Genomic DNA, 23,984 nt, shown 5'->3' on the forward strand with positions numbered 1-23,984 from the left:
GGCGGTACGCCGCGCCTCCGCCCCTTCGCCACCACGAAACGGCGGACAAACGGCGGAGGCGCGGCGTACCGCCGCCACCCCGCCGTCACAAGGCTCTTCCTGGGCTCCCTGCCCTCCCGGTGCCCGGCCGAAGTGAAGCTCCCCCGCAGCCGGGCACCGGGCGCTATCCGTCGACCGCTGGAGGTCCCTTGTGCTCGCACCGCCCGTCTACCCTTGCTTCGAGCAGGCGTATGTCGACGTCCTCGGCCACGTCGTACGCAACCACCAGTACCGCAACGCGCCCCGAGGCAACGCCGCCCGCGAGTGCCTCGGTCTGAGTTTCCAACTCACCGACCCGCGCGAGCGGCTGCCCTACCTGGCCGCACGCAGGATCAACCCGATCTTCCACTTCGCCGAGGCCCTCTGGTACCTGGCCGGCCGCGACGACCTCGACATGATCGCGTACTACGCGCCACACATGGGATCCGACTCCCGCGACGGGACGACCATCAACGGCTCCGCATACGGATCCCGGATGTTCAACCCCACCGGCGACGACACCGTCTCACCGTTCGACCGCGTCCTGGATCTCCTACGCACCGAGGCGGACAGCAAACGCGGCCTGCTGCCGATCTTCGAGACGCGCGAGCTGGCCGTCACCGACAACCCCGACGTATCGTGCGCGGTCGCGCTCCATCTCCTCGTGCGCGAACGCCGCCTGCACATGATCACGTACATGCGGGCCAACGACTGCGACCGCGGACTGCTCGCCGACGTGTTCTCCTTCACGATGATCCAGGAGTTCGCGGCCGTCCAACTCGGCCTGAAACTCGGCACGTACACGCACCACATCGGCTCGGCGCACATCGGTGACCGGGACTTCGACCGCGTGCAGCGCGTACTCGCGGAAGCGGAGGAGACCCGCCGTCCCTCCGCCCCGCGCTTTCCGTTCCCGCCGATGCCCGACGACACGACTGCGGAGACCATCGCCACCGTGCTCAAGCACGAGGAGGCGCTGCGCACCAACCAGGTCCAGTACCGGCCCGCGGACATCGCCGGGCTCAGCCTGCCCCCGTACTAGCAGCAGGTCCTGCTCCTCTTCGAGGCGAAGCGGCAGCTCGTCCACTGCCCCGCCGACCCCGTCGAACCGGACGTCCTCGCCTCCCTCGACTCGGGCCCGCGCTGGCAGCTCGCCCACCGCTGGCCGTCGCGCATGCCACGCGGCCTCGAAGCGGCCCGGTGAGCCGCCGTCCCGCAGCGGTCGGCGACGTTCTCACCGGCGTCGACTGGGACCGCTGGAGCGTGATCGTCCTCAAGCCCGACTGTGTGCGCCGCGGCCTCGTCGACACGGTCCTTGAGCGCATCGCGGCGGTGGTACCAGTACTCGGCCGTCACGACCTGACCGTGTCCGCCTGGCAGATCCACGTCCACTACTGGGACCTGCTCGTCGGCGCGGACTGGTTCGACGTGGCCATTCCGGCCGTCCTCCACGAGATGTACGTCGGCCGTCAGGTCACCGTCGCCCTGGCTCATGGGCCAGTCGGAACGCCGCACCTCGTACGCGCACTGCTCGGCCACTTCGACCCGGCCCAGGCCGCGAAGGGCACCCTTCGCGGCGACCTCGGCACCGACAGCCTCGTCACCGCCCGTGCCGAGGGCCGGCTCATCGAGAACCTCATCCACTCCTCCGACGACGCGGCCTCCACCCGCCGCGACTTCGGCATCTGGTACGGCGCACGGAGCCATCACCTGCTCGCCCCCTGAACTTCCCGAATCCTCTGAGCCTTCACGGAGGCCGTCATGTCGATCCCCACATCCGCACTCACCCGCCGCCCGCTCCCCCTGCTCACCGTCGAGCAGGCCGCCGGACTGAAACCCGAACTGACCGAGGTGATCGAGTACCGCAAGTCCGGCCTCTCCCTGAACCACGTCGTCGGATGCCCCCTCGACTGCGGCTACTGCGTGCGCCACCTCTTCGACAACTTCGAGATGAAGACGCCGCGCGCCCTGATGACCGATGAGGAGGCCGTCGCCGCGCTCACCGGCCACCGCTACTTCCGCCCCCATCGCACCCCACTGCAGCTGTTCAACCGCGCCACCGACCCCATGCTCCCGGTCGTCAAGCCGCACACCTTCAACGTGCTCCGGCTCCTCGACGACCAGGGCCTGACGAACCACGTCCTCGTCATCACCCGCTGGCGCGTGTCCGCCGAGGACTGTGCGGTCCTCAACAGCTTCCGGAACATCAAGTTGACGGTCCTGGTCACTCATTCCGGTATCGACGACTCACGCATCGAGCCGGTCGACTCGTCGATCGCCGCGGCCAGCCTCCGCACGTTGTACGCCCACGCCGAGAGCTACCGCACGGTCCTGTACTGGCGCCCGATCGTCCCCGGCCTCAACGACACCGACGCTCACCTGCAGCAGGCCCGCGAACTCGCCGAGCACGCGCACACGACCGTCTTCACCGGCCTGTTCTTCCGCGACGAGATCGCCGCGTACTACGAGGCCAACGGCCTTCCCCTCCCGTACGAGGACACAGCTCGACGCAAGATCATGCCGGAGGAGTCGGAGCGGCGAATCCTCGACCACTTCCACAACCCCACCGACGCCGAAGCGCCGTACGGCCCGCTCTTCCGCAAGACGAGCTGCGGAATCGCGTACGCCCACGGCGAGGCCGACTACAACGGCCACTACGGCATCCGCGAACTCTGCGACATCTGCCCGACGGCCCAACTCAGCCGCTGCGCCACCGCGTTCCGCAAGCCGCACGCCGTCGAGGCCACCCGCGAAGCGCGTGCACTCGGCGCGACGGGGGACATCGAGGTGACCGACCGCGCCATCATCGTCGAGGGCCTGGACGAACAGCCGCGCTACTACCTCCAGCACGGCTTCGGCTACCAGTGCCACGACCGCGCGAAGCCGCACCACCACCGCCGACACGGCCGCGCCGACATCGGCTGGTCGGCGCCCGCCTGACAACTTACGGAGCCTCCCGTGATCCCCACCGCCTGGCCCGACCGCCTGCTCGTCGTCGACGTCGAGGGCAACGGCGCGAACCCACCCGACCTCGTCGAGCTCGCCGCCCTCCCCATCCGCGACGGCCGCCCGGACACGACCACGGCCGGCGCCTGGCTGATCCGCCCGCCGGTCCCCGTCACCCCGTTCGCCACGAAGGTCCACGGTCTGACGAACGACCGCCTGGCCACCTGCCCACCCTGGACCGAAGTCGCTGACGAGGTACAGGGGTTCCTCGCCGACGCCTGGATCTGCGCCCACAACGCCCACGTCGACTACCGCGTCCTGGCCCGCCACCTCCCGGACTGGCGGCCGACCGGCGTTCTGGACACCCTGCGCCTGGCCCGCGCCACGTACCGGGACGCACCCGCGCACACCCTCGACGCGCTGATCGACTACGCCCGCCTCGACCTGACCGGGGCACCCGCCCAGCGCCACCGCGCGACGTACGACGCATTCGCGGCGGCCGCGCTCCTCCTCACCATGACCGACCGATACGAGACCTGGCCCGAACTCACCGCCGCAGCCGTCCCTCCGGGCCTCCCCGGCGCCCCAGAACCAGAACCAGAACAGGAGCCCACACTGTGGTGACCCCAGCCCCAGTCACAGCCGCCGTCCGCATCGGCATCGTCGGCACGTACGCCACCGGCAAGAGCACCCTGATGCGCCGCATCGAGATGGAACTGCGCGCCCTCGGCACGTCCGCCCTCCGCGTCAGCGGCCTCGGCAAATGCGCCGCCTTCCTCGGCCTGCCCAAGATGACCCGGCACACGGCCCTCTCCACCGAGTGGATCATCACGGCGGGCGTCGCCCAGGAACTCGCGGCGACCGTACGCGCTGAAGTCGTCCTCGCCGACTGCGCGGCCCCGGCGGCGCTCGCGTACTACACGGCGGCCCTGGAACACCGCGGCGAGAAGGCCCCACCCGAGACCATGAACCGCCTGCAGACCCTGGTCACAGCCCTCTCCACCCCGTACGACCTCCTGCTCGCCACGGTCCTCGACCCGGACGAGCCCCTCACCGGCGCACAGGGCCACGACCACAATCCGGACTTCCGCCAACTCGTCGACGACCACACCCACAAGATCCTCGGCACCCTGGAGCTCGGCCACGTACTCGTCACGAACGACGACACCTCGCGCGGCGACGCAATCCGCCTCGCCCTGACCATGGCGGGCGCAGCATGAGCGCAGCGCCATCCGGCGGCCTGATCCCGATCGCGGGCAAACCGGTCTCCCGCCTCGGCCTGGGCACGATGCGTCTCACCGGCCCAACATCTGGGGCTGGCCGGAGGACCTGGCCACGGCAACCCGCGTCCTGCGCGAGGCCGTCCACGTACACGGCATCACGTACATCGACACTGCGGACGCCTACGGCTCGCACACCGCCGAGACTCTGATCCACACGGCCCTGTACCCGTATCCGCCGGAGCTTCTGCTGGCCATCAAGGTCGGCCTGACCCGCCCGGCCCCGGATGTCTGGCGCCCGCTCGGCCACCCCCGAGTACCTGCGCACGGCCGTCGAAGCGAGCCTCCGCCGCCTCGTCGTCGAGCGACTCGACCTCTGCTACCTGCACCGCGTCGACCCGACTGTCCCCCCTCGAAGACCAGGTCGGCGAACTCCGCGCCCTCCAACTCGCGGGAAAGATCGGCCACATCGGTCTCTCGAAGGTCGGCGTCGACCAGATCAGAGCAGCTGAGAAGGCGATCGTGGTCGCGGCCGTCCAGAACCCCCTCAACAGAGCCGAGCCCAATGATCCGGCCCTCGGCTACTGCGTCCGCATCCGGCTCCGGTGACCACACGGTGCGGATCTTCGACGCGGACAACGGCGCACTGCGGCTCCTGGTGCGCGGCCACACGGACTACGTCTGGAACATCGCCTGGTCGCCCGACGGGCAGCTGCTCGCCTCGGCTTCCTCTGATCGAACCGTGCGGATCGTCGACGCCCGGGACGCGAAGGTCGTCGCCGTCCTGCGCGGCCACACCGACACAGTCTGGGGAGTGACGTGGTCCCCATCGGGCGACCGGCTCGCGACCAGCTCCACCGACGGCACCGGACGCGTATGGGACCTGCGGCCGCGGGGCGCCGAAAACCTGCGCTCGACGGGCACCGCGGACCCGTGAACCAGGCGGCCTGGTCTCGCGACGACACCCGCATCGCCACCGCATCGGACGACGGAACGGTCCGAGTCTGGGACGCCGCCACAGGCGCCTTGTCCGGCCCTGTGGTCGAACAGGCAGACCGCGTATGGAACGCCGCGTTCTCACCGCTCGACGACCGACTGGCCCTCAGCACCAACGACGGCGTCTTCCGCATCGTCCAGGCGAACCAGGCCAGCGACCTCGACCACCGGGGAGCCGTCGTCGAGTCGGTCGCCTGGTCCTCCGACGGCAGCCGCATCGCCACCGGGGACCACGACGGCACGGTGTGGGTCTGGTCGTCCCAAGCCGGGGCGGAGCTAACTTCCCTGACAGGGCACCAGGACTGGATCGGCCGCATCGCCTGGTCCTCCAGCGGCCGCCTGCTGGCCAGCGCTTCGGACGACCGTACGTGCCGGCTCTGGGACGTTGCCGAATGCCGACAACTCACCGTGCTCCGCGGTCACGACAACTACGTCGACGACGTCGCCTGGTCACCCGACGAACAGCGCATCGCCACCGCTTCCGGGGACTGGACGGCCGCTGTCTGGGACACGGCAACGGGCCGCCGCATCGAGATCCTCAAGGGCCATGAGGGACGGGTGCGCTCCATCGACTGGTCCCCGGACAGTCGGCTCATCGCCACCGGTTCCGACGACCGCACGGTGCGCATCTGGTCGTCCGCCACTTTCGAGGAGATCGCCATCGTGGGCGTGCACCAGGACAAGGTGGCCTCGGCCGCCTGGTCCCGGGACGGCACGCGCCTGCTCACCGCATCCTTCGACGGCACCGCCCGCGTGTGGCCCGCCGACCCCGACTTCGATCGCTTGGAGGCGGGCGCTCGCGGCCGGGTGTTCCGCGTCCTCAGCGACGACGAGCGGCGACACCACATGCTGCCGCTGGCCCCGTGATCACAACTGCGGCTCGACCGTCTCGACTGTGCGGTCGTCGGTGTGCACCAGGTACTCGTCCGGGTCGAGATTCATCGCCTTGCGCTCCGGCGAAGCCCAGTAGAGCACGTTGCGGTCAGCGAACGTCTCCGGGCCCTCGTAGGAGATGAGCCACACGAACTGATTGCGCTCGCGGTCCACCCAGGCGCCACCAATGGAGAAGCCCAACTCCAAGCGCAGCGGCACGATTTCCGCACGCCACCGCTCCACCCACTCATCGAGCATGCCCTCCCGGACGGTGTAGGTGCGCAACTGGGTGGTCTTGGGCATACGGGTGCCTCCCGAGTCGTAGCTCTCGGATCGCAGAGTACGTGCGGAAGCGTGGCCAGCGGTAGGTGCCAAGATCTCTCCGAACGGCTTTGATTTGACCGGGTCAGGGCACCCACTCTCATCGAGGTCGTGCCCTGGGCCGCACCCTGCCCGCGGGGGATCTGGCGGCCTCGCAACACGCCGACACTTTGCAACCGTGACATCACCATCCGTCACCTTCGAGGTGTAGGTGGTCCCGCGCTGCCGGATGGGAAATCATCGCCCTGCCATCCGGTGTCAGTGGGTTCCAGTAACCTCACGGCTGTGATTACTGGTGAGCTGAAGAGCAAGATCGACCGCGTCTGGGACGCCTTCTGGTCAGGTGGCATCTCCAACCCGTTGGAGGTCATCGAGCAGATCACCTTCCTGATGTTCATCCGGCGTCTGGACGACATCCAGACCGCCAAGGAACGGAAGGCCGCCCGCACCAGCAAGCCGATCGAGAACCCGATCTTCCCCGACGACAAGCAGCTGCTGCGCTGGTCTCACTTCACCAACGAGGCCCCGGCGCGCATGCGGGACATCGTCGCTGATGAGGTGTTCCCGTTCCTGCGTGAGCTGGGTGGCGAAGGCTCGACGTACTCACAGCACATGAGGGACGCCCGGTTCACGATCCAGAACGCTGCGCTCCTCGCCAAGGTCGTCGACATGCTCGACGACATCCCGCTTGCCCAGCGGGACACGAAGGGCGACCTGTACGAGTACATGCTCAGCAAGATCGCGGCCGCTGGCCAGAACGGCCAGTTCCGCACACCTCGGCACATCATCGAGCTGATGGTCGAGATGACAGCACCGGGTCCCGGGGACGAGATCTGCGACCCGGCATGCGGCACCGCGGGCTTCCTCGTGGAGTCAGCCGCGTACGTCAGTCGCACTCACAGGGATGCGTTGCTGGGAGCCGAGCAGCGACAGCACTTCAATAACAGCATGTTCCACGGTTTCGACTTCGACAGCACCATGCTGCGGATCGGCAGTATGAATATGCTGCTGCACGACGTTGAGAACCCAGACATCCGGTACCGGGACTCCCTGGCCGAAAGTGCAGCTGCCGAGTCTGACAAATATTCGTTGATTCTTGCTAACCCACCCTTCGCTGGAAGCCTCGACTACGAGGCGACTGCCAAGGACCTGCAAGCGGTGGTTAAGACAAAGAAGACCGAGCTGCTGTTCCTAGCGCTGTTCCTTCGACTCCTCAAGCCAGGTGGCCGCGCTGCCGTCATCGTCCCGGACGGCGTACTGTTCGGATCGTCGAAGGCGCATAAGGAACTTCGCCGGATGCTAGTGGAGGATCACAAACTAGACGCCGTGGTCAAGCTCCCGAGCGGTGTCTTCAAGCCGTACGCAGGGGTATCCACAGCCATCCTGTTCTTCACAAGGACAGACAGCGGCGGCACAGATGATGTGTGGTTCTACGACGTCTTGGCGGATGGCCTGAGCCTCGACGACAAACGCACGCCCCTCCTCTCCGAAGACAAGCTCGGCGCCATCCCGACGGGAGGGCCTCTGAACGAGGCAGAGCATGCGAAGAACAATCTGCCGGATGTACTGGCGCGTTGGGTGCAGCGCAACGGGACCGAGCGAAAGCGGCAACGGACCGAGCAGAGCTTCTGCGTCCCGAGGGGGGACATCGCAGCACAGGGTTACGACCTGAGCCTGAACCGCTACAAGGAAATCATCCACGATGAAGTCGAACACCGTACTCCAGCCGACATCATGGATGAGCTCGCCAAGATTGAGGCAGAAATCCAACAGGGCATGTTCGACCTGAAGGGACGGCTGGCGTGAGCATCTGGCCTGAATTTTCCCTAGGGAGCCTCTGTACGGTCAGATCCGGCGGGACTCCCGCTCGCGCAAACCCCGATCACTTCAACGGAGACATTCCGTGGGTGAAGATCGGCGATATGCTACAGGGAAACATTACCGACACCGAAGAGAAGATCACTCAGCTAGGGATGCGGAATAGCTCCGCTAAGCTCTTCCCCGCAGGAACAGTCCTCATCTCCATCTTCGCCACCATTGGACGCACAGCGGTTCTTGAAGTCGACGCAACGACGAATCAGGCAATCGCCGGCCTGACTCCAATCGACGCGCAAAAACTTAATCCAGCATACCTGCGCCGATACCTGGATAGCATCGTCGCTACTCTGGAGGGGAAAGCGCAAGGCGTTGCCCAGATCAACATCAACTCCAGCATTCTCAAGTCTCTCCCCGTCCCCCTCCCCAGCTTGGAGTATCAAGAAAGAGTCATTGACATTCTCGACCATATCGACAAACTGCGCGCCAAACGCCGGGCGGCTATCACCCTCCTTGACGATCTCGCCCGATCTATCTTTATCGATCTGTTCGGTGATCCTTCGCGGAACCCGAAGGGGTGGCCGATGAAGGTGATCGGCGACCTCCTCGAATCAGCTTCATACGGGACGAGCGCGAAAGCTGACCTTGCCGGAGATCTTCCGGTGCTCCGCATGAACAATGTGACTATCACAGGAAGCGTCGATCTTGCAAATTTGAAATACATGCAGCGAGATTCCGTGAGCGAGCGCTATCTCGTCTACGCTGGCGACATCCTATTCAATAGGACGAACAGCCCCGAACTCGTAGGGAAGACTGCTGTCTATCGCGGCTCTGACCCTCTGGCCTACGCCGGGTACCTCGTGCGACTTCGCACGAACAAGGAAAATGACCCAGAGTACGTTTCCGCCTTCCTGAACACGGGATACGCAAAGCGGGTACTTCGCAACATGTGCAAGAGTATTGTAGGTATGGCGAATATTAACGCACGCGAAATTCAAGGCGTCTCTATTGCTCAGCCGCCACTGAAATTGCAGCAAAAATTTGCAGCACTGACTCATAAAATCGAGTCCTTTAGGCACATCCACCGCTCTCACCTTGCAGAGCTAGACACACTCTTCGCGGCCGTGCAGCACCGCGCGTTCCGCGGGGAGCTGCAGAACGATCTCGTCGAGCAATCGAAGCCGTAACTACCGCTCGGAGGGGGTACACCGCGTGAGCAACTTCGGGTTCCTAAAGGCCGAGTGGCCCGACCTTCACGCCGAGGCCGCGCACGCCGAGCGGATCGCCATCGCGGACCCGCGCGCGTCATGTTTCTACTCACGGCGCGCCCTTGAACTCGCGGTCACGTGGCTGTACCGGGCGGACAGCAAGCTCAGGTTGCCCTACAACAATGACCTGGCTGCGATGATCGCCGAGCCGACGATGGTGAACCTCGTCGGTCCGGCGATCCGGACGAAGATGGACATCATCCGCCGGCAGGGTAATGCGGCTGTGCATCGCTCTGCCGCGGTGGCTCCGAATGACTCCGTCAAGGTTCTCGCTGAGTTGTTCCACGTCATGTACTGGATTGCTCGGCACTACTCCCGCGACGCCACTGACCTCCCTGCCGCTGGTCTGGCCTTCGACCAGACGGTCATCCCGCGCCCCCTCCCTGCCTCGGTGCGCCTACAGAAGCAGGCCGAACTCAAGTCGCAGGCCGAGAAGTACGCAAAGCAAGACGCCGAGCTCGCTGCCGCTCTTGAGCGGGACGCCAACAAGGACGCGGAGATCGCGCATCTGCGGGCGGAGATAGATGCTGCCAAGACGGTCAACGCTGCTCAGCCCGATACGCACAACTACAACGAGACCGAGACCCGTCACCTCATCATCGACCTCCTCCTCAAGGAGTCCGGATGGGCCCTCGACCAGCCGCGTGACCGGGAGTTCGAGGTCACCGGGATGCCCTATGGATCCGGCACCGGGTTCGTGGACTACGTCCTATGGGGAGACGACGGCAAGCCATTGGCCGTGGTCGAAGCCAAGCGAACCACACACGATGCCACCAAGGGACAGCAGCAGGCGAAGCTGTACACCGACTGCCTTGAGAACATGTATGGGCAGCGGCCCGTCATCTTCTACACCAACGGCTACAAGACTCACCTCTGGGACGACCTGCGCTATCCGCCGCGCGAGGTGCAGGGCTTCTACACCAAGGACGAGCTGCGCCTCCTCATCCAGCGGCGTGCCAGCCGCCAGGCGCTCGTCGGGGTGCGGATCAACGAGCAGATCGCCGGACGGCATTACCAGACTCGTGCCATTCGGCGGATCGGTGAGACTTTCGAGCGGGACTTGCAGCGCCAGGCGTTGCTGGTCATGGCAACCGGCGCCGGCAAGACCCGCACCATCATCGGCCTGGCTGACCAGCTGATCCGTGCGAACTGGGCCAAGCGCATCCTCTTCCTCGCCGACCGCAAGGCTCTGGTAACGCAGGCCACCAACGCTTTCAAACAGCATCTGCCCGGCGTGCCGACAATCAACTTGCTGACAGAGAAGAACCCAGAGGCTCGGGTCTACGTCTCCACGTACCCGACCATGATGGGACTGATCGACGAGACCAGTGACGACCTGCGGGTGTTCGGCCCCGGCTACTTCGATCTGATCGTCATCGACGAAGCACACCGTTCGATCTATCAGAAGTACGGCGCGATCTTCGATTACTTCGATTCGCTCCTCGTCGGCCTGACCGCCACGCCGAAGGATGAAGTCGACCGGAACACCTACCGCCGCTTCCACCTTGAAGATAACGTCCCTACCGACGTCTACGGCCTCGACGAGGCCGTAGACGAGGGATTCCTCGTGCCGCCACGCACCGTGGATGTGCCGTTGAAGTTCCAGCGCGAGGGCATACGGTATGCCGACCTGTCCGAAGAGGATAAGGAGCGTTGGGACGAGCTGGAGTGGGACGACGAGGGCAGCGTCCCCGACTCGGTGAACTCCGAGGAACTCAACAAATATCTCTTCAATGCTGACACCGTCGATAAGGCCCTGGAAGCCCTAATGACCAACGGCCTGAAGGTCGCGGGTGGGGACCGGATCGGCAAGACCATCATCTTCGCGAAGAACAACGCGCACGCCGACTACATCGCCGAGCGTTTCAACGCTAACTATCCCGAGTATCACGGTGACTTCGCGCGAGTCATCACGTATCAGTACGATTATGCCCAAGATTTGATCGACAAGTTCTCTCAGAAGGAGAAGGACCCGCACATCGCGATCTCCGTCGACATGCTGGACACCGGCATCGACGTACCCGAGGTCGTCAACCTGGTCTTCTTCAAACTGGTCCGCTCTAAATCGAAGTTCTGGCAGATGATCGGCCGCGGCACCCGCCTGTGCCCGGACCTCTTCGGGCCGGGACGACACAAAACCGAGTTCATGGTCTTCGACCTGTGCCAGAACGTAGAGTTCTTCAACCAGGACCTGATGCCGGCCGAGGGACGGCTAACCCCGTCGCTCGGCGAGCGGCTCTTCCAGCACCGCGCCGACCTGCTGCTCGGCCTGGATCAGCACCACCCAGACCTCACCGCTGACGTCTCTGAAGACGATCCAGAGGGCACGCGCACAGAAGCCGGTCTACGCTCGGCCGTCGCCCATCACCTCCATCACATGGTGGAGAATATGACTCCGGACAACTTCCTGGTCCGCGCGCACCGCCAGCAGGTCGAGATCTACTCCGACTTCGCTAACTGGCGTCGCATGACCCCCGAAGTGCACGCCGAGATCATCGACCACCTGGCCGCGCTGCCCACCCAGTACCGCGACGACGACATGAGCGAGGAAGCCAAGCGGTTCGACCTCCTCACCCTCCGCCTACAGCTCACGCAGCTGAACGCCGAACCTGGCTGGGACCGGCTCCGTACCCAGGCCCAGGAGATCGCCTCCGCGCTCCTCGACCAGACCACCATCCCCGCCATCCGCGTACAACAACAGCTCCTCGACGAGATGGCCGGGGACGCCTGGTGGCAGGATGTGACGCTGCCCATGCTGGAGACCATGCGCCGCCGCATCCGGAGTCTGGTGAAACTGATCCCCCGCAAGACCCGCATCATCGTCTACACCGACTTCGAGGACGAGCTCGGCGAGATCACCGCCACCGAGCTGCGCGGCGTAGCCCTCGGCACCGAGTGGTCGCGCTTCCAGCAGAAGGCCCGCGCCTACCTGCGCAAGCACGAAGATCAGCTCGCCGTGCAGAAACTGCGCCGGAACCGGCAGATCACCGCGACCGACCTAGGCGAACTGGAACGCATCTTCCTCGAAGAGGGCATCGGCACCGACGCCGACCTGGAGCGGGCCAAGCAGGAGGCCGGCGGGCTCGGCCTCTTTCTGCGGACCTTGGTCGGCCTGGACCGCCAGGACGCGACTGCCGCCTTCGACCAGTTCCAGTCCGGCCGAACCTTCACCTCCGAGCAGTTGGACTTCCTCCAGCAGATCGTCGACTTCCTCGCCCGGCGCGGCCTCATGGATGCCGGGGACCTCTACGAAGCGCCGTTCAATGCCCTGGCGCCTACAGGGCCGGAGGACATTTTCGACGAGGATGACGTCGACACGGTCGTCACCATCCTGGATGCCATCCGCGGTACCGCGATCCCGATGGACCGAGTGTCATAGACATGTAACCCCCGGCCTTCCCGCCCAACTTGTGGAAGGATTCGTTCAGTTGACGATCCCGGGGAAGGACCGGTCCATGGGCAATTTCCTGTTCCTTAAGGCTGAGTGGCCGGAGGTCCACGCCGAAGCGGTGCAGGCCGAGAGGTACGCCCATGCTGATCCCCGAGCGGCATGCATCTACGCGCGGCGCACCTTGGAGGTTGCGCTGCAGTGGGTCTACACGGCCGATGACAGCCTCCCCAAGCCGCCCAAAAACCTCGACGGAATGATCAAGAAACCGGCCATGGTGACCATGGTCGGCTCGGCCCTACAGGCCAAGATGGACGCTATCCGCATCCAGGGCAACGAGGCGGTGCACGGCTCAAGCGCCGTCACATCGCAAGACGCCTTGACGATCCTGGACGAGTTGTTCCATACGCTCTTCTGGATCGCCCGCCGCTACGCCCTGTCACCCGGGAACGCGCCTGCCCCGGGGTTGACCTTCGACGAAGCGCTTGTCCCGAGTGGCGTCGGCGTACAGAAGCAGTCGCGGGAATCGCTGCGCCAACTGGCCCAGCTCACCGAGGAACAGACCGCCGCCTGGGCCGACTCCCTGGATGCGGAAGAACTCGACGCCGCGATCGTCGCACTCCGCAAGGAGATCAAGGCCGCCAAGGCCGCCAACTCCGCGCTGCCAGACACCCACGACTACAACGAGCGCCAGACCCGAGAACTGATCATCGACCTCCTCTTGAAGGAGGCCGGCTGGCCCCTGGACGGGCAGAACGATCGCGAGTTCCCCGTCACTGGTATGCCCAACATCTCCGAGCGCGGGCATGTCGACTACGTGCTCTGGGACGACGACGGTAAGCCGCTCGGCCTGGTCGAGGCCAAGAGCACCACCCGCAATGCCGTCGAGGGCCAGCACCAGGCGAAGCTGTACGCGGACTGCCTGGAGGTGGTCTACAACCAGCGGCCGGTCATCTTCTGTACCAACGGCTATCAGACCCGTGTCTGGGATGACCTGCAGTACCCCCCGCGCGAGATCCAGGGCTTCTACACCAAGGACGAACTGCGCCTCCTCGTGCAGCGGCGCTCCAGCCGACAAGCCCTCGCGGGGGTCTCCATCAGCTCCGAGATCGCCGGGCGCCACTATCAGGCACGAGCGATCCGCCGGATCGGAGAGGCTTTCGAACAGCACCAGCGTCATGCTCTGTTGGTGATGGCGACAGGGGCTGGCAAGACCCGCACCGTGATCGGGCTCGTCGACCAGCTGATGCGCGCAAACTGGGCGAAGCGGATCCTGTTCCTGGCCGACCGTAAGGTCCTGGTCAAGCAGGCTGCCACCGCGTTTGGGGAACATCTGCCGCACGTGCCCACCGTGAATCTCCTGAAGGAGAAGAACCCGGCGGGACGAGTCTTCGTCTCCACGTACCCGACGATGATGGGCCTCATCAACCAGACGGAGGGCGATCGACGGCTCTTTAGTCCCGGGTACTTCGACCTGATCATCGTCGATGAGGCGCACCGCTCGATCTATCAGAAGTACGGCGCGATCTTCGATTACTTCGACTCGCTCCTCGTCGGCCTGACTGCCACACCGAAGGACGAAGTCGACCGCAACACCTACCGCCGCTTCCACCTGGAGAACGGCGTTCCAACCGACGTCTACGGCCTCGACGAAGCCGTAAAGGAGGGGTATCTCGTTCCGGCAGAAGCCGTTGAGGTCCCTCTCAAGTTCCCCCGCGAAGGCATCAGATACGCCGACCTCCCCCCTGATGAGAAGGAACGCTGGGATGAACTGGAGTGGGACGACGAGGGCCGCGTCCCTGACTCCGTGAACTCCGAAGAGGTCAACAAGTACCTGTTCAACGACGACACCGTCGACAAGGCCCTGGAAACCCTGATGACCCATGGTCTGAAGGTCGCGGGCGGGGACCGGCTCGGCAAGACCATCATCTTCGCGAAGAACGAGAGACACGCTCAGCACATCGCTGACCGCTTCAACGCCAACTACCCGGAGGAACAGGGAACGTTCGCCCAGGTCATAACGCACCGCCAGGACTACGCCGAGGACCTGATCGACAAGTTTTCCCAGAAGGAGAAGGCCCCGCACATCGCGATCTCCGTCGACATGCTGGACACCGGCATCGACGTACCCGAGGTCGTCAATCTGGTCTTCTTCAAACTGGTCCGCTCCCAGTCGAAGTTCTGGCAAATGGTCGGCCGCGGTACCCGCCTGTGCGCCGATCTGCACGGACCCGGCAGGGACAAGGACAGCTTCCGGGTCTTCGACCTGTGCCGGAACGTAGAGTTCTTCAACCTTGATCTGATGAAGGCCGAAGGGAAGCTACATCCTTCACTCAGCGAGCAGCTGTTCCAGCACCGCGTTGACCTTCTCTTTGGTCTCGATCAACGCAAGCCGGACTCTCCGGTCACCCCGGACGAGACTCCCGCTCAGACCGATGGCACTCAGAGCGAGGCCGGCCTGCGTCATGAGACCGCCCAACGGCTCCAAGCCGAAGTTGCAGGGATGAACACGGATAACTTCCTGGTACGGCCCCACCGGCGGGAAGTCATGGTGTACGCCGACTTTGCGAACTGGCACCGGGTCACCGAGGAAGCGCACGCTGAGCTGACCGGCTCGCTCGCCGGTCTGCCAAGCCAGTTCCGAGAGCACGACCATGGCGAGGAAGCCAAGCGCTTCGACCTATTGGTCCTGCGCCTGCAACTGGCGCACCTCAACGCGGAGCGTAGGTACCCGCAGCTGATGAGCCGGGTACAGGAGATTGCGTCTGCCTTGCTGGACCAGAGCAGCCACCCCGTGATCCGGCAGCAGCATGAACTACTGGAAGACCTGACTGCGGAAATATGGTGGCAGGACGTAACCCTCCCGATGCTGGAGGGTATGCGCCGCAATCTGCGCTCACTGGTGAAGTTCATCGAACGTCGCAAGCGGAACATCGTCTACACCGACTTCGTCGACGAGCAGACCGGCGATCTGACGGTCGCCTATCTTCACGGCATGACGGTGGGCACCGATATGCAGCGATTTACACAGAAGGCCCGCCGCTATCTTCGCGCTCACGAGGACCACCTCGCGATCCAGAAACTCCGTCGCAACCGCCAGATCACCGCTACTGACTTGAGCGAGCTGGAGGAGATCTTCATTGAAGCGGGTATAGGGACGGACGCGGAACTGGAACGCGTCAAGGAAAAGTCCGGCACTCTGGGACTGTTCATGCGGTCCTTGACTGGCCTGGACCGGGAGACGGCATCCGCTGCCTTCGACTCATTCCAGGCAGAGCGCACTCTGACCGCCAGTCAGCTCGATTTCCTTCAGCAGATCGTCGACTTCCTCGCCAAGCGTGGACGCATGGACGCCGGAGACCTCTACGAGGCTCCGTTCACGTCTATCGCTCCCGGGGGCCCCGAAGATCTCTTCGAGGAAGCGGACATCAACGTCGTCGTGAACATCCTGAAGGGGATACACAGTACGGCTGTACCGACAGAGGAGGCGTCGTAGCGTCCCATGGCGCGACGACAGCAGCTGGGCAAGCGGAGCAGCGCGCCTTGCGTATTAGCCCTGGGTTACCGCTGCTCAAGCCGAGAGGCTGCAGGCACGAGCCCGATGTCTTCAAGATCTAGGATCGGGAGAAGCGGGGGCGCAATACCCAGCTTCACGGCGGACTGATGGATCGCTTCCCTGAGATAGGGGCGTGTCACTGGGGTCGCGATGACCTCCGCGAAGCGCCTTGCGATTACCACGGGGACAATCACAGGTTCTGGCGTCCGAAACACAGCAGCCACGTCCGCCACAAGCCGCCCTTCCGATGTCACGACCCGGGCGCGCGTCCGAATGGCCAAACGATCGCCCTCCAGCCGCTGCATCAGCTGGATGTCGGCTCGATCATCGTCAGAAGCCTCATCAGCGTCCTCCCCCGCGAGGTCAAATCCGTCCGCTCTACGGCCACTCACTTCGTAGTAAACGATGTCGAACAGCTCAGCCAGTTGCTGAAGCTCCTCCAGAGATGCCACCTCGTGTAGCGGGGTAGTGCCACGCAGCACCTCGGCGCTTCCCTGCCACCGGGACAGGCTCAGCCTTGTGACTCAGAGGCTCCCAAGCATCCCTACTCGGCCCCGACGCGTCCACGACGTGCGCCTTCGTCGCCACTGCCATGCCTACAGCCCTGGCATAGCGCATGATCGTAGTCAGCCGCGGGTCCCCACCCAGGCGCTCAAAGTCCGAGACTGCGGACTGAGTCGTCTCCATAGCCTGCGCCACCTGCTTTTGAAAGTCGTGTCCGACGCGGCCGGGGACGCCTCCGAAACCGCTCTCGACCTGCGCCGCAGTATCGGCGTGCTCCTCTTCTCCGAAGGCCGCCGCGCCGAGGCCGAGGGGGTCCTCGACGCCCTCCACGAGGACATGTGCGTCCTCCTCGGCGAGGACCATGAGGAGACCCGCGAGATCGCCGATCTCCTTGCCCGGCTGCGCGGACCGGAGGGACAGCGCCCTCACTGACGTCCTGCCGGTACGGTGCACACACCGTCAGGCCTCGTCCTCGTCCTCTTCGCTGTGGATGCGCTGAGCCAGATCCCACAGGCTCAGGCCATCCGACTGGAACCAGCGAGCCGTTCCCTGGTTGGCCACGGGTCGCTCGTCCCAGTCGGCGTCCGCCCACATCTTCGACACCAGCCCGGACGGCGAGTACTGCTGCTCGTCGTACGCCCACAGGATCGGCTTGGTCCGGTGATTGACCCAGGTCGCCTGGCGCCGCCGTTCGTCTTGGACAAGCCACTCTTCCATGGCGTCGCGCTCGGGCTCGTTCAGAGCCACGTACAGGAGGGGGGCTCCGTCCTTGATGACACGGCGGTCAACCAGGAGCGGCACGGTGTTCGGGCGACGCGGCTTGCGCTCCTTCACGGGAGGTGCGGGAACGGCGACGCCATCGGCCAGGTCGCCGAGGACATGCTTCGCGAGCTCCCGGCACGTCTCCGCGGTCTGGAAGGCGGTCCTGATCTGGGGACGTGGCCCGTAACGAGTGACGATGTGGTGCGTCAGCCGACGCACGAGATCCGGTACGAGGGCGGGAATCTTCTCCAGGACCTCGCTGTCCCAGTCGAAGTCGGGGTCATCGATACTCGTGGCGCCGAGATGCTGGAAGAGCAGGTGGGTGATGAGAAAGCCACCGTGCTCGGTGGTCGCGGCCTCGCGGCTGTTCTGACCACTGCCCAGTTCGTAGACCGCGCTCCGTGCCGCGCGCAGCGTGAGCACGGAGCGCCACACCTTCTGGGGAGAGGGCTCGCGTTTGAACAGCAGGGTGTGGCTGCCCTTGGGTCCCTGCTCCCAGAGGTTCTCCGTCGAACTGGCGGCCCGGGCGGCCTGTTCCGCATCTGGGTGCAGGCACGCGAGAGCGAGAGCGAGTTCGTCCAGTGAACAACCGGTCTCGGGCGCGGCGACCGGCTCGCCGCGCTTGATCACGTACTGCTTGCGCAGTTCGGCGCGCAGGTTGGCCTTGATCGCCTGGTGCACGGGTTCCAGAGCGATGTGATCGCGCTGCTCGATGGCGTTCTGCCGGTTCGCGGCCTGCGAGACCTGGACGCCGAATTCCCGGTCTTCGTGCGTGTTGATGACCTTGATGCTCAGGGTGGCGTTGGCCGCGGCCTCGCCGTCGTCGTGCATGGCCCTGGCGACAGCACGTACCGTCTGAGCGCCGTTGACGATGCTCGCCCCCGTCACGGTGAGAGTGGTCGGCTTGCTCTGCGGTGCCTTGGCACTGTCGTTCTTCGCCGTGAGCGAGTCGCAGATCATGGTGATGCCGTTGTTCAGGTGCCAGAATCTCGTGGGATCGGACGTAAGGGTCTGACCGATCTCCGCATTGGTGACGGTGGTCCCGAGCGGGGCCCGGAGATTCTGCTCGAACAGGCCGGTACCGTGCGTCTCGTACCACTCGGCGACGCTCTCGGCGGAGACCGTGCCCTGATAGGCCTTGAGCGGTCCCTTCTGCTGGTACCAGTCGTCAAGGCGTACGTCCAGGCAGATCGGCTCCGGCCGGAGATCCGCGTGGATCTGGTCATGGAAGTCTGCGGCGTACAGCACTTCGACGCTCATGCGGGCGCCATGCTTGTTGAACTCGTCGAGAGCGTTGTCGAGAACCTCGCGTGCGGGTGGAGAGGGCTCCACAGTGCCCATCAGCGCGATGACCAGAGTGGCTCTCTCGTTGACAATGAACGGCCTGGCCGCCAGGGCGAGCGCGCCGGCACGCTGGTTGAACTGGTCATACAACTCGTTCTCAATACGGTTCAGGCCGTCCACCATCGCCTTGGCGGCGCCCACGTCGAAGGTTGCCGTGCCCTTGTCGCTCCACTTCGCCTGGACCAACAGAGCCTGCCCGCTCTCCGGCAGGGGGGCGATGGCGTCCATTCCCTGGTCCGCGATGCCGTCCGTGACGAACCGGGCCGCCTCGGCCACGCTGCACTTGGCCACGCGTCGTACCGCGAGGGCTGCAAGGGCGCGGGAGAGGAAACGCTGTTCGTAGTTGTCGCCTCGGAAGTGGGCGATGTCGCTGTCGTCTATCACCCCGTCGAATGTCTCGTGCAGTTGCTCGCGCACCTGCGTGACCTGGCGAGGTGTGTCCGCCCCCGAGGTGGCCATGGATGGTTGCCTTCCCATTGGTGGTGTCTTGTTGATGGCCTAGGCCCACGCCTCGGCCCCTGAGCCGTTGCCACGCTGCCGGAGGCTGAAGTCCACGACCACCAAAGCAACACCAGCCGTGTCGATCGTTGCCTCCACCCAGTCCAAGGCCACTTCGAAGGGCACCCCGGTCGCGCCGAACCAACCGTCGCGCACCAGCTGGGCGAAGTGGGTCGGTACCAGGTGGCGGGTGAGCGCGCCCACGGAAGGGCCTGGGAGACCGGGTTCAACCGCGGCCGAGATCGCTGCGGCGAACTGGTCGTAGGGGTAGATCGCACCGGAGCTCGTCCGGTGCAGAGCGGCGGTGAAGGGCTCCAGCTCATGAATGCGGAGAAAGAGAGGATCGTCCAGCAAGCTGTAAGCGTCGGCGCTCCGCCAGTCGCGTCTCGGCAGGTGGTGAACACGGCTGTGGAACGCGTCCAGACTGTGCCGGGCGTCAGGCGAGAAAAGCCCGTTCGGGCCGGGACGCACGTAGCGCAGGATGACAAGCGTCCGAGTGTCGACGTGGTAGTAGTAGGCGTCGAGGGAGCCCTCCCGACCGTCCACCACCGACTGATCGGTTATCGACGTGGCCTCGAAGTCATAGCTTCGGTTACCTCCGCGACTCGCGAACGCTTGTACGACGGTCTCACCGATGCCGCTGAACCTCGTCGCTGCCTGCCCGCGGATGTCGTCGAGCATCGGCTGAACCGGAGTCCCGACAAGCCCGCTGATAAAGGCTGCCTGAGCGGCTGTCCTGTCCCAGAGACGTACCTCCGAGAAGTCGCTCCGGCCCAACCCCGCTATCTTGGCGAAGAGCAGAAGAGCGTCACGCTCATCACGCCAGCGGAGTTCCCGCTCGCTCCAGCCTTCGGCTTCGTCGAGGAGAGGCATCAGCCTCTGGACTTCGGCCTCGACATCAGGGGAGATCCGCCGGAGATTGGCGAGCATGGTGTCTGCGCCGACCGTGACAGGACCGCTTTCCGGTAACGACTTGGAGAGTGCGGTGTCCCGCTCGCCGTCGGCGCACCAGAGCCCTGAGACAGGCACCAAACCTCGAAGGCTTCGTGCACGAGTGACGACGACCTTCCGGTCTCGGTCAGTCTCGTGAGCAGGGCGCACGATACCCAGACCCCAGATCCGCTCCTGCTGCTCCCGGTCGCGTTCATCGCTCTGCTCGTCAGGAGGAGCAAGCAGGACCGCAAGGTGTGACTTGACCTCGGGCCAGTCACGGCAGGATTGGGAGTAGGACCTTTCCTTGGTGAGGTCGGCATCGAGCAGACGAAGTAAGTCATGGTCAGGGCGCAGAATCGCCAGCCGCGGCGATCGCGCCGAAGGCGAGAACTGTGCCCGCCTTGGTTGTGCGAATGCCATCCGCTCCCCCCGAACCGCCTGCCACCACACTGAGCCAGGCTCTGGGGATAGTAACGCGCCAGCTCCAGCTTCCGGCTACGCGTCCCCAGTTCTCGCCACCCCGGTCGGCTCCGTCACGTCTTCGCCGAGTTCCTCGTGGACCAAGCCGACGGACTCATCGATTGCCTGTCACCCGGTCAACGCTGCGCGCAGGTCGCTGTCCCCCGCGTCAAACGGCCCACCCTGGAATCGACGTTGTCCCGCATGGTCGTCGAGCCGATCACCGAGGCCTTCGGCCGCCACGGCGCAATCTCTCTTCCGCGACGCCGGCCCGCACGGGACAAGTAGGCCATCGACGCGATGCCTGGCTCCACCGCCCTCGCCGCACGCCCCCCCGGTCACCGTGCCCGCCCCCGAACAGCGGCTTCCCCCTTCCCATGTTCCGAGTCCCCTGCCAGGCGTTCGAACCTGCGCAGCACTCGCTCGGCACCCCGTCTGACGAGTCAAATCATGCCCCGCCAACTGCTCCCCTATTTCACAACCGTTACCCAATCACGCAAGGAACTCCCGGGAACCCGCAGGTAGAAGCTGGAACGTCCTCCCAACCAAAAATGACCCTGACCCGAGTAAACCCCCAGGTCAGAGCCTTAAAAGGCAGACGAGTCGGGCTGTACGCCGGGTTCTGTCGCCGGTCGACCTCGCGGTCGGCCGGGAGACGGCCATCCATCTAGGGCCGGCGTTGCCGTCGGCCTCGTGCGGTCTACCCGCGGACTCGGGCGGGCAGCCCTCGAGCGTCCGCGCAGAGTCGCCTGTTTCCAGGCGGCTCCTTTTGACCTTGCTCCGGGTGGGGTTTACCTAGCCGCCTGAGTCACCTCAGGCGCTGGTGGTCTCTTACACCACCGTTTCACCCTTACCTGGGATCGAGATCCCGGGCGGTTTGCTTTCTGTGGCACTGTCCCGCGGGTCACCCCGGGTGGCCGTTAGCCACCACCCTGCCCTTTGGAGCCCGGACGTTCCTCGGGGAAGTCCGTAAGGACCTCCACGCGGCCGTCCGCCCGGCTCGTCTGCCGTGTCGACCATGGTACCGGGCCCTCGTCCGGCTCCGCTCCAGAGGGCGGCTCCTCGTCCGGCGTCCTAGACCCCGCCGTCGCCAAGAAGGAGCCCAGCAGAATCAGCGTGAACGCCGCCGCCACCCCCGCCGTCAGCTTCTCGTCCAGGAATGCCACGCCCGCCGCCACCGCCACCGCCGGATTGACGTACGTGAAGACCACCGCCCGGGTCGGCCCCGCCTCCCTGATCAGTTCCAGGAACACCACGAAGGCCAGCGCCGTGCAGATCACGCCCAGGCCGGCGAGGGACGCCAGGACCGACGGGGACGGGACCTCCGACGGCCACGTCAGCGCCGCCGCGGGCGCGTATACCAGCGCCGCCAGGAGCAGGCAGGGGGCTATCAGTTGCAGGGTCGGGACCGGCTTCAGGTAGCGGGCCATGATCAGAGGAGCCGTTGCGTAGCCCACCACCGTCACCAGCATCTCCGTCAGTGAGCGGGCGTTTCCGCCGGTCAGGTGGGGAGCGGTGAGGACCGCTACCCCGCCCAGGCCCAGCGCCAAGCCCACCGTGCGGCGGGTGCCGAGGCGTTCCGTGTTGCCGAAGTAGCGGGCCAGGAGTACGCCCACGATCGGTACGCCGGCGATCAGGAGGCCCGCCGTCGAGCTGGAGAGGTGGCGTTCGGCGTCGGTCAGGGTCCACCAGGGGCCGATGATCTCGATGCAGGCGAAGGCCAGCATGGGGCGCCAGTGGGTTCGTACGACTCCCACCAGGTTTCCCTGGCGGATGGCGAAGGGCAGGAGCAGGGCCGCGCCGAGCGCGCATCGGGTGAACACCACCATGGACGGGGAGATGTCGCCGTCCACGGCTACTTTGATCATGAGGTAGGGGATGCCCCACAGCACTCCCATCAGGGAGAAGAGGAACCAGCCGCGTGCAGTCATGCGGGCAGTCTCGGGCGGGTCAGGGGCGTACGTCTTGAACGCTGTTGCGGTACGCCGCCGGGGTTACCCCCAGTACTCGCCGGAACCAGCGCGTCAGGTGTGCCTGGTCCGCGAAGCCCACGAGTGCGGCCGCCTCGGCGGGGCGGTGGCCCGATTCGAGGAGGCCCCGGGCGCGGTTGACGCGGTGCTGGGCGAGCCAGGCGTACGGCGGTATCCCCATGCTCGTACGGAAGGCGCGCAGGAGCTGGTAGCGGGACAGGCCCAGGTCGGTGGCCAGGTCGGCGAGGGAGGGTGGGGCGAGGAGTTCGTCTGCCAGGCGGTCGCGGACGGTCGCCGCTATGCGGTCCGCGCCTGGGATCGTGTCGCACACCGGTTGGGCCGTGGAGTGGCGGCGGGCCAGGGCAGTGAGCAGCCACGGAATGCGGGACTCGGTCTCCAACGGGTCGGGGCAGGCGCTCAGTTCGGTGTGCGTGAGGCGTAGGGCAGCGGCCAGTTCGGGGTCGTCGAGGATGGCATCGCGGAAGTGCGGGACGCTCCAGGTGCCCTCGGTGAGTAGGGGCACCTCGGCGTACAGGGCGCGGTAGGCGTAGCCGTCGGAGGTGGCCGGGCCGCCGGTGTGCATCTCTCCCGGGCTGAGGACGACGATCGAGCCGGGGCCCGCGTGGATCCGGCCGCCGCGGTAGTCGATGATCTCGGAGCCGCCGACGCAGACGCCGATGGTGAACTCCTCGTGGGCGTGCGGCGCGTAGCGGTGGCGGTCGAAGCGGGCGGTCAGGAGGTCGAGGGGGCGGCCCGTCCGGCCGAGGGTCGCCCTGGTCCAGACGGCGTGCTCACGCCCACCCGCCCGGGCACCGCCCTCCCGTTCACGATCACCCGTCGCGTCCATACCTGCTCACCCCCTCAGGGGTGCAACACCTGCGTCCCCCGCTTCCATGCCCCGGCCAGATCGGCGCCGTCCGGAAACCGGCCGTGGATCTCCAGGATCACCATCCCGTGGGCGAACGCCCAGATTGCGCGGGCCAGGTCCATGTCGCCGCCGTAGGCCCGTACGAGGGGTGCGGCGGCGCGGTCCTCCAGGCCGGGCGGGCGGAAAGGACTTGCGGGGGGAGGGGGCGTTCGTGGCGAGGGGGTAGAGATGGGAGCGAGGGCGTA

The 23,984-nt window shown here is 65.5% G+C and carries 20 protein-coding genes, 1 other RNA gene and 2 pseudogenes; 15 read left to right on the forward strand and 8 right to left on the reverse strand.

Going from position 1 to position 23,984, the window contains the following annotated elements:
• Positions 1 to 190 precede the first annotated feature (190 nt).
• The 10 genes and pseudogenes from GAS53_RS35310 (at position 191) to GAS53_RS35340 (ending at position 6,047) form a co-directional block, all read left to right on the forward strand.
• The gene (locus GAS53_RS35310) at positions 191 to 1,060 is read left to right on the forward strand and encodes a thymidylate synthase (RefSeq protein WP_225859279.1); all 870 of its coding nucleotides are present in this window, start codon (positions 191 to 193) and stop codon (positions 1,058 to 1,060) included.
• 158 nt (positions 1,061 to 1,218) lie between these two features.
• Positions 1,219 to 1,743, forward strand: a complete 525-nt coding sequence (locus tag GAS53_RS35315; protein ID WP_225859280.1) for a nucleoside-diphosphate kinase — start codon at positions 1,219 to 1,221, stop codon at positions 1,741 to 1,743.
• A gap of 36 nt (positions 1,744 to 1,779) precedes the next feature.
• Positions 1,780 to 2,958 carry a radical SAM protein gene (locus GAS53_RS35320; RefSeq protein ID WP_151481857.1) on the forward strand — a complete coding sequence of 393 codons (1,179 nt, stop codon included), beginning with the start codon at positions 1,780 to 1,782 and terminating at the stop codon, positions 2,956 to 2,958.
• 18 nt (positions 2,959 to 2,976) lie between these two features.
• Complete coding sequence (locus tag GAS53_RS35325; RefSeq protein WP_151481858.1) at positions 2,977 to 3,588, forward strand: 3'-5' exonuclease; 612 nt, start codon at positions 2,977 to 2,979, stop codon at positions 3,586 to 3,588.
• Positions 3,585 to 4,184 (forward strand): hypothetical protein, encoded by a 600-nt coding sequence (locus GAS53_RS35330; RefSeq protein WP_225859281.1) that lies wholly within the window; start codon positions 3,585 to 3,587, stop codon positions 4,182 to 4,184. The genes GAS53_RS35325 and GAS53_RS35330 overlap by 4 nt, the downstream gene beginning before the upstream one ends.
• Before the next feature lie 166 nt (positions 4,185 to 4,350).
• Positions 4,351 to 4,422: pseudogene (locus tag GAS53_RS57745) on the forward strand (hypothetical protein); the annotation flags it as partial.
• Positions 4,423 to 4,471: 49 nt separating this feature from the next.
• Positions 4,472 to 4,696, forward strand: a complete 225-nt coding sequence (locus GAS53_RS57750) for an aldo/keto reductase (RefSeq protein ID WP_263974191.1) — start codon at positions 4,472 to 4,474, stop codon at positions 4,694 to 4,696.
• Complete coding sequence (locus GAS53_RS57755; RefSeq protein ID WP_263974194.1) at positions 4,644 to 4,793, forward strand: hypothetical protein; 150 nt, start codon at positions 4,644 to 4,646, stop codon at positions 4,791 to 4,793. Before GAS53_RS57750 ends, GAS53_RS57755 begins: the two co-directional genes overlap by 53 nt.
• On the forward strand, positions 4,750 to 5,121 hold the full coding sequence (locus GAS53_RS56820) for a WD40 domain-containing protein (RefSeq protein WP_225859282.1): 372 nt from the start codon (positions 4,750 to 4,752) through the stop codon (positions 5,119 to 5,121). Before GAS53_RS57755 ends, GAS53_RS56820 begins: the two co-directional genes overlap by 44 nt.
• The gene (locus GAS53_RS35340; protein ID WP_263974192.1) at positions 5,118 to 6,047 is read left to right on the forward strand and encodes a WD40 repeat domain-containing protein; all 930 of its coding nucleotides are present in this window, start codon (positions 5,118 to 5,120) and stop codon (positions 6,045 to 6,047) included. Before GAS53_RS56820 ends, GAS53_RS35340 begins: the two co-directional genes overlap by 4 nt.
• Here GAS53_RS35340 and GAS53_RS35345 read toward each other — a convergent pair whose 3' ends face one another.
• Entirely contained in the window at positions 6,048 to 6,356 is a 309-nt protein-coding gene (locus GAS53_RS35345) for an NIPSNAP family protein (protein WP_151481860.1), read from the reverse strand.
• A 303-nt stretch (positions 6,357 to 6,659) separates the two neighbouring features.
• On the opposite strand from GAS53_RS35345, the gene GAS53_RS35350 reads away from it, so the two are divergent.
• From GAS53_RS35350 to GAS53_RS35365, 4 genes are all read left to right on the forward strand, one after another.
• Positions 6,660 to 8,180: a type I restriction-modification system subunit M gene (locus tag GAS53_RS35350; protein WP_151481861.1), complete on the forward strand. Its 1,521-nt coding sequence runs from the start codon at positions 6,660 to 6,662 to the stop codon at positions 8,178 to 8,180.
• Positions 8,177 to 9,376 carry a restriction endonuclease subunit S gene (locus tag GAS53_RS35355; RefSeq protein ID WP_151481862.1) on the forward strand — a complete coding sequence of 400 codons (1,200 nt, stop codon included), beginning with the start codon at positions 8,177 to 8,179 and terminating at the stop codon, positions 9,374 to 9,376. Before GAS53_RS35350 ends, GAS53_RS35355 begins: the two co-directional genes overlap by 4 nt.
• Positions 9,377 to 9,401: 25 nt before the next feature.
• The gene (locus tag GAS53_RS35360) at positions 9,402 to 12,836 is read left to right on the forward strand and encodes a DEAD/DEAH box helicase family protein (protein ID WP_151481863.1); all 3,435 of its coding nucleotides are present in this window, start codon (positions 9,402 to 9,404) and stop codon (positions 12,834 to 12,836) included.
• Between the two features lie 76 nt (positions 12,837 to 12,912).
• Positions 12,913 to 16,341, forward strand: a complete 3,429-nt coding sequence (locus tag GAS53_RS35365; protein ID WP_151481864.1) for a DEAD/DEAH box helicase family protein — start codon at positions 12,913 to 12,915, stop codon at positions 16,339 to 16,341.
• 65 nt (positions 16,342 to 16,406) lie between these two features.
• Here GAS53_RS35365 and GAS53_RS35370 read toward each other — a convergent pair whose 3' ends face one another.
• Entirely contained in the window at positions 16,407 to 16,853 is a 447-nt protein-coding gene (locus tag GAS53_RS35370; RefSeq protein WP_225859284.1) for a hypothetical protein, read from the reverse strand.
• A 262-nt stretch (positions 16,854 to 17,115) separates the two neighbouring features.
• Here GAS53_RS35370 and GAS53_RS35380 point away from each other — a divergent pair, with 262 nt between their 5' ends.
• Positions 17,116 to 17,337 carry a hypothetical protein gene (locus GAS53_RS35380; RefSeq protein ID WP_225859285.1) on the forward strand — a complete coding sequence of 74 codons (222 nt, stop codon included), beginning with the start codon at positions 17,116 to 17,118 and terminating at the stop codon, positions 17,335 to 17,337.
• 27 nt (positions 17,338 to 17,364) lie between these two features.
• On the opposite strand, the gene GAS53_RS35385 is transcribed toward GAS53_RS35380, so the two are convergent.
• The 6 genes and pseudogenes from GAS53_RS35385 to GAS53_RS35410 form a co-directional block, all read right to left on the reverse strand.
• Positions 17,365 to 19,470 carry an AIPR family protein gene (locus GAS53_RS35385; protein ID WP_192583417.1) on the reverse strand — a complete coding sequence of 702 codons (2,106 nt, stop codon included), beginning with the start codon at positions 19,468 to 19,470 and terminating at the stop codon, positions 17,365 to 17,367.
• Positions 19,471 to 19,509: 39 nt separating this feature from the next.
• Positions 19,510 to 20,862 carry a hypothetical protein gene (locus GAS53_RS35390; RefSeq protein ID WP_151481866.1) on the reverse strand — a complete coding sequence of 451 codons (1,353 nt, stop codon included), beginning with the start codon at positions 20,860 to 20,862 and terminating at the stop codon, positions 19,510 to 19,512.
• A gap of 634 nt (positions 20,863 to 21,496) precedes the next feature.
• Positions 21,497 to 21,904, reverse strand: an RNA gene (gene rnpB / locus GAS53_RS35395) — RNase P RNA component class A.
• Between the two features lie 145 nt (positions 21,905 to 22,049).
• Positions 22,050 to 22,832, reverse strand: a pseudogene (locus tag GAS53_RS58515) (DMT family transporter); the annotation flags it as partial.
• A 19-nt stretch (positions 22,833 to 22,851) separates the two neighbouring features.
• A complete protein-coding gene (locus GAS53_RS35405) occupies positions 22,852 to 23,718 on the reverse strand; it encodes a helix-turn-helix domain-containing protein (protein WP_151481867.1) in 867 nt (288 codons plus the stop codon).
• Positions 23,719 to 23,732: 14 nt separating this feature from the next.
• Positions 23,733 to 23,861, reverse strand: a complete 129-nt coding sequence (locus GAS53_RS35410) for a TetR-like C-terminal domain-containing protein (RefSeq protein ID WP_404829372.1) — start codon at positions 23,859 to 23,861, stop codon at positions 23,733 to 23,735.
• Positions 23,862 to 23,984 lie beyond the last annotated feature (123 nt).

The sequence above is a fragment of the Streptomyces albicerus genome (genome assembly GCF_008905045.1).
GTDB lineage: Bacteria > Actinomycetota > Actinomycetes > Streptomycetales > Streptomycetaceae > Streptomyces > Streptomyces albicerus.

Excerpts from the sequence above, each read along its gene's own strand:
- GAS53_RS35320 (WP_151481857.1), top strand. The coding sequence starts at position 1,780 with ATGTCGATCCCCACATCCGCACTCACCCGCCGCCCGCTCCCCCTGCTC.
- GAS53_RS57750 (WP_263974191.1), top strand. The coding sequence starts at position 4,472 with ATGTCTGGCGCCCGCTCGGCCACCCCCGAGTACCTGCGCACGGCCGTC.
- GAS53_RS56820 (WP_225859282.1), top strand. The coding sequence starts at position 4,750 with ATGATCCGGCCCTCGGCTACTGCGTCCGCATCCGGCTCCGGTGACCAC.
- GAS53_RS35345 (WP_151481860.1), bottom strand. The coding sequence starts at position 6,356 with ATGCCCAAGACCACCCAGTTGCGCACCTACACCGTCCGGGAGGGCATG.
- GAS53_RS35365 (WP_151481864.1), top strand. The coding sequence starts at position 12,913 with ATGGGCAATTTCCTGTTCCTTAAGGCTGAGTGGCCGGAGGTCCACGCC.
- GAS53_RS35385 (WP_192583417.1), bottom strand. The coding sequence starts at position 19,470 with ATGGCCACCTCGGGGGCGGACACACCTCGCCAGGTCACGCAGGTGCGC.
- GAS53_RS35390 (WP_151481866.1), bottom strand. The coding sequence starts at position 20,862 with ATGGCATTCGCACAACCAAGGCGGGCACAGTTCTCGCCTTCGGCGCGA.
- GAS53_RS35405 (WP_151481867.1), bottom strand. The coding sequence starts at position 23,718 with ATGGACGCGACGGGTGATCGTGAACGGGAGGGCGGTGCCCGGGCGGGT.
- GAS53_RS35410 (WP_404829372.1), bottom strand. The coding sequence starts at position 23,861 with ATGGACCTGGCCCGCGCAATCTGGGCGTTCGCCCACGGGATGGTGATC.